Source organism: Hyphobacterium marinum, from assembly GCF_036330325.1.
GTDB classification, from domain to species: domain Bacteria; phylum Pseudomonadota; class Alphaproteobacteria; order Caulobacterales; family Maricaulaceae; genus Hyphobacterium; species Hyphobacterium marinum.
On record NZ_JAZDRO010000007.1, the window covers coordinates 51,788 to 69,119 of the forward strand.

Sequence of the window (17,332 nt, forward strand, 5' to 3'; positions counted from 1 at the left end):
CCCGTCGCGCGACAGGCCGTGACGCAACCCGGTCCACCGGTGCGGCCAGACCCGAGACCAGACCCGAAAGACGAGGGGCTTCCTTGAGCGACGAAACCGACGAAATCACTGGCGGCCCCGGTCAACCGGATCGCCCGGACGGCCCGACGATCTCCATCGAGGAGGAGATGCGCTCCTCCTATCTTGATTACGCGATGAGCGTGATCGTCAGCCGCGCCATTCCCGATGCGCGGGACGGTCTGAAGCCTGTGCACCGGCGCATTCTCTACGCGATGCACGAGGGCGGCTACACGCACGACAAGCCCTACCGCAAGTGCGCCAACGTCGTCGGTGACGTGATGGGTCGCTATCACCCGCACGGTGACAGCGCGATCTACGACGCCCTTGTGCGGATGGCTCAGCCTTTCTCGATGAGCCTGGAACTGATCGACGGGCAGGGCAATTTCGGCTCGGTCGACGGCGACCCGGCCGCGGCGATGCGCTATACCGAGTGCCGAATGGACCCGGCGGCCGAAGCGCTGCTCGCGGACATCGAGAAAAGCACGGTCGATTTCGAACCGACGTACGACTCCTCCCGCGAGGAGCCGCGTGTCTTGCCGGCGCGCTATCCCAACCTGCTCGTCAACGGGGCGGGTGGTATCGCGGTCGGCATGGCGACCAATATCCCGCCACACAATCTGGGCGAGATCGTCGATGCGACGCTCGCCATCATGGACAATCCGGAATTGACCGATGCCGAACTGCTCGACATCGTGCCGGGACCGGACTTCCCGACCGGCGCATTGATTGTTGGCCGCGCCGGTTCACGACAGGGCCTGTCAACCGGGCGCGGCTCGGTCATCATGCGCGCCAAGGCGACGGTCGAGACCATTCGCAAGGACCGCGAGGCGATCATCGTTCACGCCATTCCCTTCCAGGTGAACAAGGCGACGATGATCGAGAAGATCGCCGAACTGGTCCACGACAAGCGCGTGGAAGGCATTTCCGACCTGCGCGACGAATCTGACCGCTCGGGCATGCGCGTCGTCATCGAACTGAAGAAGGACGCCAATGCCGAGGTGATCCTCAACCAGCTTTACCGCTGGTCCCAGCTGCAGACGAGCTTTGGCATGAACATGCTGGCGCTGGTCGACGGCCGGCCCCAGCAGATGGGGCTGCGCGGCTTCCTCGACGTCTTCCTTCGCTTCCGCGAGGAAGTCGTGGCCCGGCGTGCCAAACACGAACTGATGAAGGCGCGCGACCGCGCTCACGTCATTGTCGGTCTGGCGCTGGCGGTCGCGAATATCGACGAGGTCATCGCACTGATCCGGGCTGCACCGAACCCGGCGACGGCACGCGAACAGCTGATGGCGCGCGACTGGCCGGCCAAGGATGTCGCGCCTCTGGTACGCCTCGTTGCCGACCCGCGCTCGATGCTGGATGACAATGGCAATCTGCGCCTGACCGAAGAGCAGGCGAAGGCCATTCTCGATCTGCGCCTGAACCGGTTGACCGGGCTGGGCCGGGACGAGCTCGGCAATGAGGCGCAAGGCCTGTCCGAGCAGATCCGCGACCTGCTGGACATTCTGCGGTCGCGCGCCCGCGTGCTCGACATCATCCGCGATGAGCTGCGTGAGGCGAAGGAAAAATTCGCTGTGCCGCGCCGCACCGAAATTCTCGACGTCGAACTGGAAGTCGAGGACGAGGACCTGATCGCGCGCGAAGACATGGTCGTGACCGTCACGCACGGTGGCTATGTCAAGCGCACCGCGCTTTCCGACTACCGGGCGCAGCGCCGGGGCGGCAAGGGCCGTTCGGGCATGTCGATGAAGGACGAGGATTTCGTTGCCTCGCTCTTCGTGGCCTCGACCCACGCGCCGCTTCTGTTCTTCTCGTCGGACGGCATGGTGTACAAGACCAAGACTTGGCGGCTGCCGCTTGGCGCGCCGAACACGCGGGGCAAGGCGCTGGTCAACATGCTGCCGCTCGCCGAGGGCGAAATCATCACCTCGGTGATGGCGCTGCCCGAGGACGAGAGCGAGTGGGACAAGCTGGACGTGATGTTCGCGACGACGGCGGGCACGATCAGGCGCAACAAGCTGTCCGACTTCGTTCAGGTCAATCGCAATGGCAAGATCGCGATGAAGCTTGAGGGCGAGGACCGCATCGTCGGTGTCCGCATGTGCACCGAGGATGATGACGTCCTGCTGACCACCCACAATGGCCGCGCGATCCGCTTCCGGGCCACCGATGTGCGCGTCTTTGCAGGCCGATCGTCGATTGGCGTGCGCGGTGTGAAACTGGGCAAGAAGGACCACGTTATCTCGATGGCGATCCTGCGCCATGTCGAGAATGATCCGGCCGAAGCCCGCGCCTATCTCAAACACGCCTCGGCCATGCGCCGGGCGGCGGGTGATGATGCCGCTGACGATGCGATTTCGATGGAAGAGGGCGATGAAGCAGCCTTGACGCCGGAACGGATCGCAGAGCTTGGTGCCGCCGAGGAGTTCGTTCTCACGGTGGCGGCCGACGGCATCGGCAAGCGGTCCTCGGCCTATGAATACCGCGTCATGAACCGGGGCGGGCAGGGCGTTGCCGCCCATGATCTCTCGCGCGGCGTACCGCTCTCGGCGAGTTTCCCGGTGGAAGACTCCGACCAGATCATGGCGGTCACCGATGGCGGGCAACTGATCCGCTTCCCGGTCGACACGGTGCGGATCGCGGGCCGGGCCACCAAGGGCGTCATGCTGCTGCGTATCGGCAAGGACGAGAATGTCGTCTCGGTCGTGCGTATCGAGGATTCCGGTGAGGAAGAGCCTGACGAGGCCGAGGGTGATACCAAAGTCGGCGAGGATCCGTCTGAATCATGAACGATCAGCCGGGGTCTGACATCGCCACGGGTGTCAAATCCCTGCCGTCATGGCATGGTGGACCTGTCGCCGCTTAATCCGTCGCGGCCTATCCCGAAGTTCCGCCTGGAGCAGTCATGACCCTCACCGCGCTTTATCCCGGCACGTTCGACCCGCTGACCAATGGGCATGTCGACATCATCAAGCGCGCTGTGAAAATCGTCGACCGGCTGGTCATCGGTGTCGCGATCAACCGCGACAAGGGACCGCTTTTTTCCATCGACGAGCGGGTGGCCATGGTCCAGGCCGAAATGGCATCGCTGTCCGACCGCGCACAGATCGAGGTGCGCCCGTTTGAGAGCCTGCTGATGCATTTCGCCGAGGAAGTCGGGGCGCAGGTGATCGTGCGCGGCCTGCGGGCGGTGTCGGACTTCGAGTATGAATTCCAGATGGTCGGGATGAATCAGCGTCTCAATCCCGACATAGAAACAGTCTTTCTGATGGCCGATCCGCGCCACCAGGCCATCGCCTCGCGGCTGGTCAAGGAAATCGCCCGGCTGGGCGGCAATATCGACGGTTTCGTGCCCGCGGCCGTGCGGGAACAGTTGAAGGAGAAGTTCCGGTGAAGAAATCCCTCTGGTTTGCGGGCGTCATGGCCCTGACCTTCGCGGCGACGGCGTGCGCCGACAATTCCGCGACTGAAGCCGAGACCACAAATGATGCGGCTCCGGCTGGCGAAGTGGCTGGTTCTGCGGCGTCGAGCGCAGCGGTCAATACCGCCGCTTCTGTCGTCCAGGAGGAAGCAAGTGAACCGGAAACCTCGGCTTTCGAATTCCCGGACGATGCCTGGCGGACGGTCGATCCGGAAGACATGCTGTATATCGAGACCGATCACGGCATGATCGTCATCGAGCTGGCTCCGGAATTCGCACCTCAGCACGTCGAGCGCATGACCACGCTGGCGCGGCAGAATTTCTATGACTACCTGGTCTGGCACCGCGTCATCGATGGCTTCGTCGCGCAGGGCGGCGGCAGCCGGTCCAATCCCAATCATGGCACCGATTTGCCGAATGTTCCCGGCGAATTCACTACGCGCCGTGGTCCGGACATGCCGATCACCGAGCTGCAGCAACGCACGGTCAATCCGCGTCAGGACCCGCGCGAAGCTCCGGCCGGCTTCTGGAACGGATTCCCGGCGGGAACCGGGCCGATCGTCCAGGCCAGCATCACGGGCGACGGCCGGGTGCAATCCTGGCTGCTGCACTGCACCGGAGCGGCCGCCATGGCACGGACGAACGATCCCAACAGCGCGGGCAGCCAGTTCTACATCACCCGCGGCAATGCCGAGCATCTCAATGCCCAGTATACGGTCTGGGGCCGGGTCCGGCACGGTCAGGACGCGGTCAACGCGATTGCCGTCGGAACGATGGGGCAGGATCTCGGCTTCTCGCCGGACACCATCGTTTCCATGCGGGTCGGCTCCGACCTGCCTGAAGACGAGCAAATGACGATTGAGGTCGCGGACACCAATTCGGATGCCTTCGCGGCCTATCTCGACACACTGCGCAATGCGGACGGCAATCTGCCGGACGTTTGCGACATTCCTGTTCCCACACGCGTTACGGAGTAGCTTTAAATGGCTGACCAGAATCTCGTTTTCACCCTTGATGGCGGCGACGTCACCATTCGGCTGCGCGACGATCTTGCGCCCAAACACACCGCGCGGATCGCCGAGCTGGCGAAGGACGGTTTCTATGACGGGCTGACCTTTCACCGGGTGATCGACGGGTTCGTCGCCCAGGGCGGCTGTCCGCAGGGCAATGGTACGGGCGGTACGGGCCAAAAGATCGACGCCGAGTTCAATTCCGCGCCGCACGTGCGCGGTGCGTGCTCGATGGCGCGGACGTCCGATCCGAATTCGGCTGACTGCCAGTTCTTCATATGCCTCGATGAAGTGCCCTATCTCGACAACCAGTACACGGTTTGGGGCGAGGTCATTGACGGCATGGAGCATGTCGACGCGCTGCCCAAGGGCGAGCCGCCGGCCAGCCCGGGCGTGATCCAGTCGGCGCGCGTCGAAGACGCCGCCTGAAGAATCCGGCCGGACTCACAGGCGTCATTCCCCGGCTCGTCAGGGGAATCTCTCTTCACGAGATCACCCGCATAAAGCGGGTGATGACGCGCTTAAATCGTCGGGGCTGTCCATGAGCTTCATCCCGCCCCGCCTCCTTGAAGATCCGGTTCTCGCGGCGACACATGATTATGCGCTCGACCCGCTCGACGCCGGGACACTGGCGCGGGCGGGAGAGGCAGCCTGTGAACCCGGAGACGAGCCGGCCGCGCTGCGACGCCGGGCGGCGGGCCTGCTGGCGGTGGCGGGTGCGGCGCTCGCAGAAACACTGTCCGATCCGGAAGACTTTTACCTGACAATTGCCGCAGCCGGGTCGAACCGGCTCGCCGATGTCATGGCACGGCATGAGGACGCCCTGCCGGACCCGGAAGAGGCGGTCACCTTGAACGATGCGCAGATTGCCTCGGTGCAGCGGCTGATTGCCGAGACCTGGCGTGTCGTGACGGTTGCCGAAAGGTCTCTTGCCGATCTGACGACGCCCGGCCTCACCGGGGCGGCGTTATGGGCCGAGCGCCGCGCTGCGGCGCATGTTCTCACCAGCCGGGCAATGGCGTCTGAAACGCTCATGGAGCTTCGCGGGGCGGGACGTTTTCCCGACACCGCCGGCACCTACGGCGAAGAGACGGTCGCGCGCGCGCACGAAATGCTGGTGGCGTGCGGATTGCCTATGGAGGTCTGACGGGCTTTCGAGGGGCTAGAATAATCCGCCCAGGAAAACTCACGGGGGTTCCTGCGAAAGCAGGACTCCAGCAAGTGGCAAAACTGGGTCCCAGCCTGCGCTGGGACCGCGTGCTTTCCGGCCATGTGTTGAGGGCCCAGACTTGCGTCATGCCTTGGCTTGTCCGGGGCATCGATGGACCACAGGGCCTTACAGAATCGGCCTGAGGTCCCGGTTCGGGACTGCAGCCCGGCCGGGGCTTCAACTCACCTTCCACAATCGCACCATCACCGGACGGTGATCGGACCCGGTATTGGGGCCGCGTTCGACTGAAAGCGTCGTCCAGGCCTCACCGGCGAAGACATGGTCGATGCCGGTGAACATGGTAGGCAAGCGGAAACCGCCAAGACCAAAGCGCTGGCCGATCCCCTGCGACGGCCAAGTTGCCAGCAGGCGCGTGCGGCGTTCCAAGCCGAAATCCCGGTCCATGCGCGCCAGAGCCAGCGAGGGCGCGGCGGCATTGAAATCGCCCGCGACGATCATCGTATTTCGTTCGAATTGCCGGAGCTGTTCGGCGAGGTTCTGACGTTGCTCGTTCTGGACCGAGAGGGGGTCGGGCCAGGTCATGTGGACCGAGACCACGACGGCTGTCGTGCCGTCCTCGAGCCGGATTCGTGCCCAGGTCGAGGGCGGGAACTGGTGCCGCCACCATTCGTATTCTGCTGGGCGGGATGCAATCAGCAGATCCTGCATGCAGCCGGATTCCACGATCTCCAGCCGTGACAGGATGCGCGAGGAGTGGCGGGTGCATTCGGCCTCGAACGGGTAGACGGCCCGGAGCCGGTCCGTGACGTCTCCCGACTCGCCGAACGCCTCCTGAAGGGCGACGACATCGGCGTCCATTTCGATCAACACGGCGGCGGCGCGGTTAGCGGCCTCGTTGCGGCCCCAGAGGTTATGGGTTGCGATGGTCAACGTCGTGATCGCGTCAGGATAGGGTGTCCGCCCATTGTCGGTAATGCTTCGCGCGACTTCCGGAGCGACGGGTCCGGAAATCGCGACCAGGGCGGCCAGGCAGATCAGCGCGGGTCGCCAGCGTCGCAGGATCAGGGTCAGGGCCAGCAAACCCAGAGCGGCAATGGCGATCAGCGCCCAGACCTGGCGGAAGAGATCAAACCCGGACCAGAGCGGCGCGAGCCAGACCAGGACGGCGAGCATAACCGATCCCGCGGCAGCGAGATTGGCGAGCGGCGATGGCGGGCGGGGCCGGAAGATCATGACCGTTACCGGCCTCCTGCACTCAAGCGAAACACACCGCCAAACTTGCCGCCCGGCATGGCGAAAGATAGACGGTCGCGCCATGCGCGTCTCCGATTTTGATTTTGAGCTGCCCGAAGACCGGATCGCCCTGCGGCCTGCACGCCCGCGCGATGCCGCGCGCCTGCTGCATGTCGGCGCGGATGGCGCGCTCGGCGATTTTGGCATTCTGGATTTGCCTGGCCTGCTCCAGCCCGGCGATCTGATGGTGTTCAACGACACGCGGGTCATCCCGGCAGCCTTGAATGGTATCCGTCCGGCGCGCGCCGAAGGCGCGGGCGGGGATGTCGCGGTCGAGGTCAATCTGCACAAGCGCGAGAGCGCCGACACCTGGCACGCCTTTGCCCGGCCGGCCAAGCGGTTGCGCGACGGTGACAAAATCGCCTTTGGCGCGCTTAGCTGCACCGTCATTAGCAAGGCAGATGGTGGTGACGTCGCGCTGCGATTTGACCGCTCCGGCGCGGACCTGGACGCCGCCATCGCCGAGGCTGGCGCGCCGCCCCTGCCGCCCTACATCGCGCGTAAGCGGACGCCGGACGCGCAGGACACCGAAGATTATCAGACGACGTTCGCCCGGGCCGAAGGCTCTGTCGCGGCCCCGACAGCGGGCCTGCACTTTACCGACCGGCTGTTCGCGGCGCTCGACGCGCGCGGTGTAGAACGCACCCACGTCACGCTGCATGTCGGGGCGGGGACTTTCCTGCCGGTGAAGGCTGAGAACACGGTCGACCACGTCATGCATGCCGAGTGGTACGAGATTGGCGTGGAGGCCGCTCGCACCATCAACACGGCGAAGGCCGAGGGGCGGCGGGTGATCCCGGTCGGGACGACGGCGCTGCGCACGATCGAGAGTGCGGCCCGTGATGGCGCAGTCAAGGCCGAGGCGCGCGACACGTCGATCTTCATCACGCCGGGCTATGACTTCCGGGTAACGGATGCCCTGCTGACCAATTTCCACCTGCCGAAGTCGACCCTGTTCATGCTGGTGAGTGCGCTCAGCACGCTGCCGCACATGCAGGCGGCCTATGCCCATGCCATCGCGAACGGCTATCGCTTCTATTCCTATGGCGACGCCTGCCTGATAGAGCGCGCCCATGACTGATTTTCCGTTCGAGATTGCAGCGACAGACGGCCAGGCCCGCACCGGTGTCCTGAAAACAACGCGGGGAGAAATCCGCACGCCAGCCTTCATGCCGGTCGGCACCGCCGCGACCGTGAAGGCGCTTTACATGGACCAGGTCCGCGATGCGGGCTCGGACATCATTTTGGGGAACACCTATCACCTGATGCTGCGCCCTGGCGCGGAGCGGGTGAAGCGCCTTGGCGGTCTGCACGCCTTTTCCGGCTGGTCCGGACCTATGCTGACCGATTCGGGCGGGTTCCAGGTCTGGTCGCTGGCCAATCTGCGCAAGCTGACCGAGGACGGCGTCACCTTCCAGAGCCATGTCGACGGATCGAGCCATGCGCTGACGCCGGAACGGTCCATCGAGATCCAGGCCGATCTGCTGGGCTCCGACATCGTCATGCAGCTGGATGAATGTACGCCTTTCCCGTGTCCGAAGGACGCCGCGCGGGAGTCCATGGAATTGTCTCTGCGCTGGGGCAAACGGTCGAAGACTGCGTTCGGCGAGCGCGACAGCCAGACCCTTTTCGGCATCGTGCAGGGTTCGGTATTCGAGGATCTGCGCCGGGAGAGTGCCGAGCGTCTCGTCGAGACCGGCTTTGGCGGCTATGCCATTGGCGGGCTCGCCGTCGGTGAGGGTTTCGAGACGATGTGCGAGGTCCTCGATTTCACGACGCCGCTACTGCCTGCTGACCGGCCCCGCTACCTGATGGGTGTCGGCAAGCCGGTTGACCTTGTCGAAGCTATTGCGCGCGGTGTCGACATGTTCGATTGCGTCCTGCCGACGCGGTCCGGGCGGCACGGTCAGGCGTGGACGGATGAAGGGCCGATCAACCTGAAGAATGCCCGATTTGCCGAGGACCAGAGTCCGCTAAACGAGCACATCAACTGCCCGGCAAGCCGAGACTATTCAAAGGCTTATATTCATCACCTCATCCGGTGCGGGGAGTATCTGGGCTCGATGCTCCTGTCCTGGCACAACATCGCCTACTATCAGGACCTGATGGCGCGGATGCGCGCGGCCATTGCCAACGGGACGTTCGAGGGTTTCCGGAAAGACTTCCGGTCCGGCTTGCGAGAAAGCTAGCCTACCAGTCCGTACTCGCGAAACGCCCGGTCGAGTTCCCGGCGCTCACACCCGAACCCGTCAAACAGTCCGCGCAGGTATGCGCGGCGCTTCAGGGCCATTTCACGCCGGTCGCGGGCTTCCTGTTCAATTTCACCGGCCCGGCCGACAAAGCGGACCAGGGGGCGGGCCGGGTTAAGGCCGACGATGACCGACCGGTAAAGACCGCGTGCGCCATCCGCGGCGGCATCGCCGGTCCGGTCTGCCCAGACGCGGCTCTGGTCTATCCAGTCTTCGTCGCCATCCCCATTCATGTCCTGGGGAGCCTCGTACTCGGCGCGCAAATCGACGATTTCCTCGTCCTCGCCCAAGACGGCCGTCAACCGGGCGATATCGATGGCAACTGTCCGGCAACGACGGACCTCGCCGCGGCCGCCATAAGGCGTGGGGACGGTCAGGTCGCCCTGGTCCACCATGACCGGGCCTGGGCGATCCATAGGCAGGCCAACGGCATCCACGACGGCGGAGCGGGTTTCCTGGCCGCTGAAGCGCGCCGCTGCCACGGTGCGATCGCGCGTGGACGAACAGCCCGGCAGAACGACGGCAGAAGCAATGCAAATGAGGACAAGGCTTCGTAACATGGTGTCCATTTTACTGCGGATTCCGGCGGATTCGAGACCGCGGCATGACCTTTCCGGTGCAGCCAACTGCCGCCCGGCGTCGAGATGAGTTGACCCCACAGGAGCTTCGCTATAGGCCTCCCGCCCTGACCAGCGGTGGTAAGAGCCTGTAGCTCAGTTGGTAGAGCAACTGACTTTTAATCAGTAGGTCCAGGGTTCGAATCCCTGCGGGCTCACCATCACTCGTCAGTTCAATGCACTGTCGGCCCGATCAGTTCCGCCTCGGCCAGGATGAGGAGGAGGGTGGCCTGCAGCGCCACATGGGCGTCAACGTCTTCCCAGCTCTCGTCTGGCGAATGCGCATCGCGTGAAATGCCGCCACGGCTGATCGTGATGGCCGGAACACCCAGGGACATCGGAATATTGGCGTCCGTCGAGGACTCGCGCATTTCCGCGTCGATCCCGAATGTGCGAAGCGCTGCAACGGCATGCTGAACAAGCGGTTGGCCGGGATCATTCTGGCCCGGAGGCCGGTACCCGATCGGGGTCAGCGACAATTCCAGCTCCGGACCTTCGCGGCGGCGGGCATTTTCCGCGGCCAGCGCGTCATGCATGGAGGCCAGGAAGGCATCATGCAGCGCATTCAGCTTGTCCGGGCTGGCTGAGCGCATGTCGACTTCCATAGTGCTTTCAAACGGAATTGAATTGACCGATGTACCGCCCTCGATCCGTCCGACCGAGAACGTCGCCTTGTCGCCGTCGAGCGTAATCGGTGTCGCAGATTCGGTAAAACGCACAATGGCTTCGGCCAGGGCCTGGTGCGGATGTGCCATGCCAAATGCGGCGTAGGAATGCCCGCCCGGACCGGCGAATGTCACGCGGTAACGCAGCGAGCCGACGGCGTTGACAACGAGGCGCTCAACATCGCCGCCGTCAATCGCGATGAAGGCGTCGACGATTTCCGCACCAGGACGAAACAGATGGCGCACGCCGCGCAGGTCACCGATGCCCTCCTCGCCGACCGAGCCAATGAACAGCAGGGTGTCGCGCGTTTCGATCTCTTCGGCCTGCAGCACGTCGATCAGGGCCAGCAGCGCGACAAGGCCGCGTGAATTGTCCCCGATCCCCGGTGCGGTGAAGACGTTGCCCTCGCGCCGGACGGTGACATCCGTGCCTTCGGGGAAAACGGTGTCTAGGTGTGCGACGATGGCGATGGTCTCGCCGCCGGGGGCTCCCGGCCTGCGGCCGATCACATTGCCAACCTCGTCTATGGTCACATCGTCCAGCCCCAGTGCCCGCATCCGCTCCGCGATATCGGCGGCGCGAGGCTCTTCACCGAAAGGCGGGGCGGGGATTTCATTGATGGCGACCAGGCGTTCATTGTTCGTCTCGCGCATATCTTCCAGCCGTGCCATGGCGTCCTGGACAACAGGTTCGGCCATCAGGGCCGCTACGGTGGTGTCTGCATCGGTTTCGGTCTGGCCATTGGCTGGAGCGACGATCAGGAGGAGGGCGGCTAGGGCGGCGAAGAACTTCATGATGGGCTCCGGTAGCTGGGCTGGGGGTCAGGCCCCGAGGGCGACCGCCACACCCAAAAGGGCGCAGGCGATGACAATGAAGAGGGCCCAGAGTGGCAGAACGAACCGGGCCCAGTCGAGCCAGTTGATGCGCCCGGCGGCCAGATAGGCGAGGAGCGTTCCCGAGGTGGGGGTGAGCATGTTGGTGATGCCGTTGCCAAAGAGGAAGGCCGAGACGGTGGTTTGCGGGCCGACCCCGGCGAGCTGGGCGACAGGGCCCATGATCGGCATGGTCACGGCCGCCTGTCCTGATGTCGATGGAATCAGGAAGTCGAGCAGGAGCTGGGCACCGAACATCGAGACCGCGGTGACATAGGCCCCGTGTGCGCCAACCGCGGCATTCAGGCCATGAACGATCGTGTCGAGGATCCGGCCCTGCTCCAGCACGATGGTCACCGCCATCGCGACGCCGATCAGGGCGCTGGCGAGGAGGACTTTCTTCATGCCGGACACGAAGGCTTCCGCGCTTTCGCTGGGCGAGAAACCGCTTGCAATGGCCAGGCCCAGCGAGATGGCGATATAGGCGGTTGATAGCTCGAGGTGCGACCAGTCCCACCGGGTCGATCCGACAAGGATTACCGCAATTCCGCCGACGAGGATCGCGACCATGGCTCCTTCCCGGATCGTCATCGGCGGAGCGGTATGCGCCTCCAGCGACACGGCCCCTTCGGGCTTCATGCCGCGCAATCGCCAGAGCAGGAAGCCGATGCCCGCCGCCAGGAAGACGGCGTAGAAGAAGAGCCGCAGGCCTGCGCCGGAAAACACCGGAACGCCGACAAGGGGCTGGGCGATGGTCAGCGGGATCGGGTTCGTAACCGAGGCGAGATAGCCAACCTTCACCGCGATGGTGACGATGGCAAAGCCGACTATCGCGGGCAGGCCGATCCGGGCGGCCATGGCGGTCATTACGGGGATGACAAGGAGGTATTCCGAGGCCAGTCCCAGGAAGGCGCTGCCGGCGGAGAAGACCGTCATCAACACGACGACCAGAACCGAAATCCGGCCGCGCGCAGCGTGCAGCAGGCGGTTGATTCCATTTTCCACCACGCCGGCCCTGTCGAGTATCCCGAACATGCCGCCGATCAACAGGACCATGAAAATGAGATTGGCCGCGCGCTCGAGACCTGCCGGTATGGCGATCAATGCGCCTGTGAGGCTGACGGGCGCGGCGGTCTCACCTTCGGATGTGTCCGGTGCCCGGATCACGCCGGAGAGCGTTCTTTCCTTGTCGAGCAGTTCGAAACTGCCCGGCACAACAAGCCGCCCGTCGCGTTCATAGCTGCCTGACGCGACCAGCCAGGTCAGCGCGGTCGCGAGGACCAGGATGCCCAGGAGAATGACAACCGGATGGATCGTGCGGCGTTGGCCGGGTTCACGCATCACGCTAACTCCATGTTGGATCGCACGAAGGCGGCGATACTGGCCCCAATCGCCGACAGGGCGGATTTGAATGCAGGATAGTCCGGTGATTTTTCAGCTGTTGATTCATCGAGATAGAGGGCGCGGTTAATCTCGATTTGCAGGCTGTGAAGGCCTTGCTCCGGCCGGCCAAAACGCTGGACGAGATAGCCGCCCTTGTAGGGATCGTTGACCGAAACCGTGAAGCCCGCCGCCAAGAATGCCGACTTCACATACTGGGTGAAGTCCGGGGCGGCGCTGGTTCCGTCGAGGTCCCCCAGGACGATATCCGGCCTCGGCTTTCCGGCGTCGATATTCATCGCATTGCCGGCCGACTTCATCGAGTGACAGTCGATATGCCAGACATTTCCGTGCTTTGAGCGGAAAGCCTTGATGGTTGAATCAAGTGCGGCGTGGTAGGGCGCATGGAGCGTATCGATCCAGGACTTCACCGTCAGAGGATCCAGAAGTCCGTGGTGCGTCGGTTGTCCGGGAAGGATGTCGCGGCGCAACAGGCCCATGCCTCGCGCGCTATAGCGGGTCGGATTGAGCGTGCCCCATCGGGAAGGCCAGGGCCGGTCAAGAAGTGCCGGGTCGATATCGTCCGGCGCGCGGTTCGCATCGACCACAACACGTGGAAAGGTGGCCGCGATCAGGGTCGCACCCTCATCAACGGCGTTGCTCCAGAGGTCCTCGACATGGGCATCCCAGGCGGTTTTCAGTTCTGACTTAGCCGCCGGTGTGGAAAAGCCGTCGGGAAAAACGGTGCCGCTGTGCGGGGAATCGAAAACCAGCGGCAGGGCGGCGATTCCGTCGGGCGGCCGCTGGATCACAAACGCCGTCATCCCCGGAGCGCCGGGCCGCGTCGCGCTGTCATTCACGCGGCAGGTTCTCGAGGAAGAAGCGGATCTGGTTCTCGCCCATGACGGCGCGGATATCAGCCTCGGCCATGCCGGCGTCGAGCAGGGCCTGGGTGAGGGCAGCGAGTTCGGAGGCGTCGAAGGTCGCGGTGATCGACCCGTCATAGTCCGAACCAAGCGCAACAGCGTCCACGCCGAACGTGTCGGCGGCATGGATGATGACGCGCGCCACCCCGGCCGGGGTGTCATCGCAGGTGACATCCGCCCAGAAGCCGATACCGATCAGGCCGCCCCGATCGGCGATCTCGGCAAGCAGGGCGTCGGGAATGTTGCGCGGTGTCTCACACAGCGACCGGACGCCGGTATGCGAGACGATGATCGGGGCATCACTCATGTCGAGGACTTCCCGCACCACCGCTTCGGACGAGTGGGCCAGGTCGATGATGAAGCCCTGCCGGGTCAGTTCGCGGACCGCTTCGCGACCGAAATCGGTCAGACCCGCATTCGACAACCCGTGCAGCGAACCACCGAGCTCATTGTCGAAGAAATGCTGGAGACCGACGACCCGGTAGCCCTCATCGTGGAGCCGCGCAATGTTCGCGACCTCGCCTTCCAGGGGGTGCGCACCCTCGGTTCCGAGGATACCGGCGACAAGGTCGGGATTGGTATCGTGGGCATCGAGCGCGGCACGCAAATCGGCCTGGCTGCCGACCACGACGAAATCGCCATTAGAGCGCGCTGCCGCGCGGTGCAGCCGGCGGGCGTGAAACCGCGCGCGATTATACAGTGATCTCCAGGTGTCCACGGGCCAGCGCTGAGCGATGGCGAGCAGGGTGATGTCGTCACTCGTCGCATCATTGGATTCGTAATTCATGTCCGACGGGGTCTTGGTCACCGAGGTAAAGACCTGGAGCACGACGCCGCCATCGCGCAGGCGCGGAAGATCGGTATGGCCGCGCGCGTAACGCCGCACGGGATCACGCGACCACAACAGGAGATCGGAGTGCAGATCGGCGACGCGCAGCGTGTCGTGCAGGGCCTGCGCCTGTGTGGAGATGACATAGGGATCGTGCGCGGTGACGGCATTGAGTGAATTGTCGACCCGCGGCGGCAGGACCACGAAAAAGAAGACCGCTGCTGCCAGGGCCAGCGAAAACGCCACCGCCAATATCCATTTCACCAGGCCTGCCATCCTCATCCTCCCGATAATGCCCGCCAATTCGGACTAGGCACGATCAGGCGGCGGACGGCAAGCGGAGAGGGCGATTTGGACTCGTTGCCGCGCGCTGCATCACGCCGGTGCTGTGATGGAACGAATGTGGCGGTTTCCCGTTTTGTCATCAGAAGATGGCTGCAGAGCGGCCCTGCCGGAACCCGGCATTCCTGCGCACCCGCCTCGTCGCGGATGCGCCCGACCGACCGAGCAAAGACGATAGTATGGCGATGTTAACCCTCACCGAGCGTGACCGGACAGCGACTGGTCTCTCTGCCGATGCTGCAGAGGCAACACCGGATCGCCGCGACTCCGCGCCCTTGCGCGTCTTGGTCGTCGAGGATGATTTCCTGGTTGCCATGACAATCGAGCAGGCGGTTCGCAATGCCGGGATGGAGGTTGTCGGAATTGCGCCAACCCGGGCGCGGGCCCTTGAGATGGGTGCGGCGCTGAAGCCCGACTTTGCCACGATGGACATCAATCTGCGCGGCGACCAGGCCGGAACCGACATAGCCCGGCAATTTCATGAACAACTCGGTGTCCGCAGCCTGTTCATCACGGCCTATGCCGGTGACGCCGAGAAGAACCGCGAAGCCGCGCCCGCGCAGCCGCTGGGGTGGGTCGACAAACCCTTCACCACCGACACGCTGGTCGCGCGGCTGCGCCGGGCGGCGCGGCAACTGGATGACGCGTAACCAAGCAGATTTGAACAGGTTCGAAGAAAGAGTCCGCCTGGCTGTTTGATTGGCCGACCAGCTTGGGCTAAGCGGTGTCGCATATCGAGCCGGGCGCGGAGACTGCGCCAAACCGAAAGACCGACACCCATGAGCGCAAAGCCGAATTTCGACTGGTCCGACCCGTTCCGCCTGGATGATCAGCTGACCGAGGAAGAGCGGATGGTCCGCGAATCCGCCGCCAGTTTCTGCAAGGCGAGCCTGGCCCCGCGCGTGCTGATGGCAAACCGCGACGAGCATTTCGACCCGGCGATCATGCGCGAATTCGGCGAGATGGGCCTGCTTGGCGTAACCATTCCGGAAGAATATGGCGGGGCGGGCTTGAGCCATGTCGCCTATGGCCTGATCGCGCGCGAGGTCGAGCGGGTCGATTCCGGATACCGGTCCGCGATGAGCGTCCAGTCGTCGCTGGTAATGCATCCGATCTTCGCCTACGGCACCGAAGCCCAGCGCAAGAAATACCTGCCGAAGCTGGCGTCGGGCGAGCTGGTCGGGTGTTTCGGTCTGACCGAGCCGGACCATGGGTCCGATCCGGGCAGCATGGTGACCCGCGCCCGCAAGGAAGCCGGAGGATACCGTCTCAACGGCGCGAAAATGTGGATAACCAATTCACCGATTGCCGACCTGGCCGTGGTCTGGGCCAAGGATGATGCCGGCGATATTCGCGGCTTTATCGTCGAACGCGATGCCAAGGGATTCTCGACCCCGAAGATCGAGGGCAAGATGTCGCTGCGTGCCTCAATCACGGGTGAGATCGTGCTCGACGATGTTCTTATCCCGGAAGAAAACCTGCTGCCCGAGGTGAAGGGGCTGAAAGGCCCGTTCGGCTGCCTCAACAAGGCGCGCTACGGCATTTCCTGGGGCGTGATGGGGGCGGCTGAATTCTGCTGGCATGCGGCGCGGACCTATACGCTGGAGCGCAAGCAGTTCAACAAGCCGCTGGCGGCCAACCAGCTGATCCAGAAGAAGCTGGCCGATATGCAGACCGAGATCGCGCTGGGGCTGGCCGGGTCGCTGAGGCTCGGGCGCATGCTCGACGACGGGCAGGGCGCGCCGGAAATCATTTCGATGATGAAGCGCAACAATTGCGGCAAGGCCCTCGATATCGCCCGCACCGCCCGTGACATGCATGGCGGCAATGGGATCTCCGACGAATTCCATGTCATCCGCCACGTGATGAACCTGGAAACGGTCAACACCTATGAAGGCACGCATGACATCCACGCGCTGATTCTCGGTCGCGCGCAGACAGGGTTGCAGGCCTTCGCCTGACCCCAAACGGGGTGTGGCAGAAGCGACACGCCCTGCGATATTTCGATTGCAGTCGACGTGAGCGGGCGGAGCATCGCCGGTGTCGGGGCGGGAAAAGGACCGCTTTCAGTACGCCGCTCGGGCCTGGACGCCCGTCCTGTCCCGATGACCCGATGATCGCATAAGGCATCGAAATTCCCAATTCTGATGCGGTTTCCCGGAGTGTGGCGGTCTTTCCGCCCGGGACCAAAATCGCCTCTGAGGCGAGTTTTTGAGTGCTGCCTTGCGCAGGACGGGAAAGTGCCCGCGAAGCGTTTTCAATCAGGCGTCTAAGGGTGGCGCGGGCCAAAATTATCATGTAGAAAAATTCGCAGAGCACCCGGATGTCCGGGGGTTCCTCGTGTTCTGGCTTCGGCCAGACCAAAGTTTGACTCACGCGATGGAGGCTTGGCCTCCGGAGGGGGAAAGATGAAGAAACGGCTTTTAATAGCCGCCGCAGCCGGAGCCTTTCTGACGGTACCGTCCGTCGCGCAGGCTGACGAGGGCTGGTATTTTG

The 17,332-nt window shown here is 63.9% G+C and carries 15 protein-coding genes and 1 tRNA gene; 10 read left to right on the forward strand and 6 right to left on the reverse strand.

The window, feature by feature from the left end; all coding sequences use genetic code 11:
• The first annotated feature begins 83 nt into the window (after positions 1-83).
• The 5 genes from gyrA (at position 84) to V0U35_RS13290 (ending at position 5,638) form a co-directional block, all read left to right on the forward strand.
• Positions 84-2,849 carry a DNA gyrase subunit A gene (gene gyrA / locus V0U35_RS13270; protein WP_330197218.1) on the forward strand — a complete coding sequence of 922 codons (2,766 nt, stop codon included), beginning with the start codon at positions 84-86 and terminating at the stop codon, positions 2,847-2,849.
• 116 nt (positions 2,850-2,965) lie between these two features.
• Complete coding sequence (coaD, locus tag V0U35_RS13275) at positions 2,966-3,454, forward strand: pantetheine-phosphate adenylyltransferase (protein WP_330197219.1); 489 nt, start codon at positions 2,966-2,968, stop codon at positions 3,452-3,454.
• Complete coding sequence (locus V0U35_RS13280) at positions 3,451-4,458, forward strand: peptidylprolyl isomerase (RefSeq protein ID WP_330197220.1); 1,008 nt, start codon at positions 3,451-3,453, stop codon at positions 4,456-4,458. Before coaD ends, V0U35_RS13280 begins: the two co-directional genes overlap by 4 nt.
• 6 nt (positions 4,459-4,464) lie before the next feature.
• Positions 4,465-4,920, forward strand: coding sequence for a peptidylprolyl isomerase (locus tag V0U35_RS13285; protein WP_330197221.1), 456 nt, complete (start codon positions 4,465-4,467; stop codon positions 4,918-4,920).
• A 112-nt stretch (positions 4,921-5,032) separates the two neighbouring features.
• Positions 5,033-5,638 carry a hypothetical protein gene (locus V0U35_RS13290; protein ID WP_330197222.1) on the forward strand — a complete coding sequence of 202 codons (606 nt, stop codon included), beginning with the start codon at positions 5,033-5,035 and terminating at the stop codon, positions 5,636-5,638.
• Positions 5,639-5,878: 240 nt separating this feature from the next.
• Here the strand turns inward: V0U35_RS13290 and V0U35_RS13295 are convergent, their stop codons facing one another.
• Entirely contained in the window at positions 5,879-6,895 is a 1,017-nt protein-coding gene (locus V0U35_RS13295) for an endonuclease/exonuclease/phosphatase family protein (protein ID WP_330197223.1), read from the reverse strand.
• 82 nt (positions 6,896-6,977) lie between these two features.
• Here V0U35_RS13295 and queA point away from each other — a divergent pair, with 82 nt between their 5' ends.
• Both queA and tgt read left to right on the forward strand, forming a co-directional pair.
• Complete coding sequence (gene queA, locus V0U35_RS13300; protein WP_330197224.1) at positions 6,978-8,036, forward strand: tRNA preQ1(34) S-adenosylmethionine ribosyltransferase-isomerase QueA; 1,059 nt, start codon at positions 6,978-6,980, stop codon at positions 8,034-8,036.
• Positions 8,029-9,144: a tRNA guanosine(34) transglycosylase Tgt gene (tgt, locus tag V0U35_RS13305; RefSeq protein WP_330197225.1), complete on the forward strand. Its 1,116-nt coding sequence runs from the start codon at positions 8,029-8,031 to the stop codon at positions 9,142-9,144. Before queA ends, tgt begins: the two co-directional genes overlap by 8 nt.
• Here the strand turns inward: tgt and V0U35_RS13310 are convergent.
• On the reverse strand, positions 9,141-9,764 hold the full coding sequence (locus tag V0U35_RS13310) for a hypothetical protein (RefSeq protein ID WP_330197226.1): 624 nt from the start codon (positions 9,762-9,764) through the stop codon (positions 9,141-9,143). The genes tgt and V0U35_RS13310 overlap by 4 nt on opposite strands.
• Before the next feature lie 142 nt (positions 9,765-9,906).
• On the opposite strand from V0U35_RS13310, the gene V0U35_RS13315 reads away from it, so the two are divergent.
• A tRNA-Lys gene (locus V0U35_RS13315) sits at positions 9,907-9,982 on the forward strand.
• Between the two features lie 12 nt (positions 9,983-9,994).
• On the opposite strand, the gene V0U35_RS13320 is transcribed toward V0U35_RS13315, so the two are convergent.
• From V0U35_RS13320 to V0U35_RS13335, 4 genes are read right to left on the reverse strand one after another with little or no spacing between them, the layout of a single operon-like run.
• Entirely contained in the window at positions 9,995-11,281 is a 1,287-nt protein-coding gene (locus V0U35_RS13320; protein ID WP_330197228.1) for a M20/M25/M40 family metallo-hydrolase, read from the reverse strand.
• 27 nt (positions 11,282-11,308) lie between these two features.
• Positions 11,309-12,700 (reverse strand): YfcC family protein, encoded by a 1,392-nt coding sequence (locus V0U35_RS13325; RefSeq protein ID WP_330197229.1) that lies wholly within the window; start codon positions 12,698-12,700, stop codon positions 11,309-11,311.
• The gene (locus V0U35_RS13330) at positions 12,700-13,563 is read right to left on the reverse strand and encodes an N-formylglutamate amidohydrolase (RefSeq protein WP_330197230.1); all 864 of its coding nucleotides are present in this window, start codon (positions 13,561-13,563) and stop codon (positions 12,700-12,702) included. The genes V0U35_RS13325 and V0U35_RS13330 overlap by 1 nt, the downstream gene beginning before the upstream one ends.
• 28 nt (positions 13,564-13,591) lie before the next feature.
• Entirely contained in the window at positions 13,592-14,770 is a 1,179-nt protein-coding gene (locus V0U35_RS13335; protein ID WP_330197231.1) for a dipeptidase, read from the reverse strand.
• A gap of 245 nt (positions 14,771-15,015) precedes the next feature.
• Between V0U35_RS13335 and V0U35_RS13340 the strand changes: the two genes are divergently transcribed.
• Together V0U35_RS13340 and V0U35_RS13345 are read left to right on the forward strand one after the other, a co-directional pair.
• Entirely contained in the window at positions 15,016-15,486 is a 471-nt protein-coding gene (locus tag V0U35_RS13340; RefSeq protein ID WP_330197232.1) for a response regulator, read from the forward strand.
• A 129-nt stretch (positions 15,487-15,615) separates the two neighbouring features.
• On the forward strand, positions 15,616-16,797 hold the full coding sequence (locus V0U35_RS13345) for an acyl-CoA dehydrogenase (RefSeq protein ID WP_330197233.1): 1,182 nt from the start codon (positions 15,616-15,618) through the stop codon (positions 16,795-16,797).
• Positions 16,798-17,332: the final 535 nt, after the last annotated feature.

Bases quoted from the DNA above. Each gene is read 5' to 3' on its own strand.
- coaD (WP_330197219.1), top strand. From the start codon at position 2,966: ATGACCCTCACCGCGCTTTATCCCGGCACGTTCGACCCGCTGACCAAT.
- queA (WP_330197224.1), top strand. From the start codon at position 6,978: ATGCGCGTCTCCGATTTTGATTTTGAGCTGCCCGAAGACCGGATCGCC.
- V0U35_RS13335 (WP_330197231.1), bottom strand. From the start codon at position 14,770: ATGGCAGGCCTGGTGAAATGGATATTGGCGGTGGCGTTTTCGCTGGCC.
- V0U35_RS13290 (WP_330197222.1), top strand. From the start codon at position 5,033: ATGAGCTTCATCCCGCCCCGCCTCCTTGAAGATCCGGTTCTCGCGGCG.
- V0U35_RS13320 (WP_330197228.1), bottom strand. From the start codon at position 11,281: ATGAAGTTCTTCGCCGCCCTAGCCGCCCTCCTCCTGATCGTCGCTCCA.
- V0U35_RS13330 (WP_330197230.1), bottom strand. From the start codon at position 13,563: ATGACGGCGTTTGTGATCCAGCGGCCGCCCGACGGAATCGCCGCCCTG.
- V0U35_RS13345 (WP_330197233.1), top strand. From the start codon at position 15,616: ATGAGCGCAAAGCCGAATTTCGACTGGTCCGACCCGTTCCGCCTGGAT.
- V0U35_RS13285 (WP_330197221.1), top strand. From the start codon at position 4,465: ATGGCTGACCAGAATCTCGTTTTCACCCTTGATGGCGGCGACGTCACC.
- tgt (WP_330197225.1), top strand. From the start codon at position 8,029: ATGACTGATTTTCCGTTCGAGATTGCAGCGACAGACGGCCAGGCCCGC.
- V0U35_RS13295 (WP_330197223.1), bottom strand. From the start codon at position 6,895: ATGATCTTCCGGCCCCGCCCGCCATCGCCGCTCGCCAATCTCGCTGCC.
- V0U35_RS13340 (WP_330197232.1), top strand. From the start codon at position 15,016: ATGGCGATGTTAACCCTCACCGAGCGTGACCGGACAGCGACTGGTCTC.
- V0U35_RS13310 (WP_330197226.1), bottom strand. From the start codon at position 9,764: ATGTTACGAAGCCTTGTCCTCATTTGCATTGCTTCTGCCGTCGTTCTG.
- V0U35_RS13325 (WP_330197229.1), bottom strand. From the start codon at position 12,700: ATGCGTGAACCCGGCCAACGCCGCACGATCCATCCGGTTGTCATTCTC.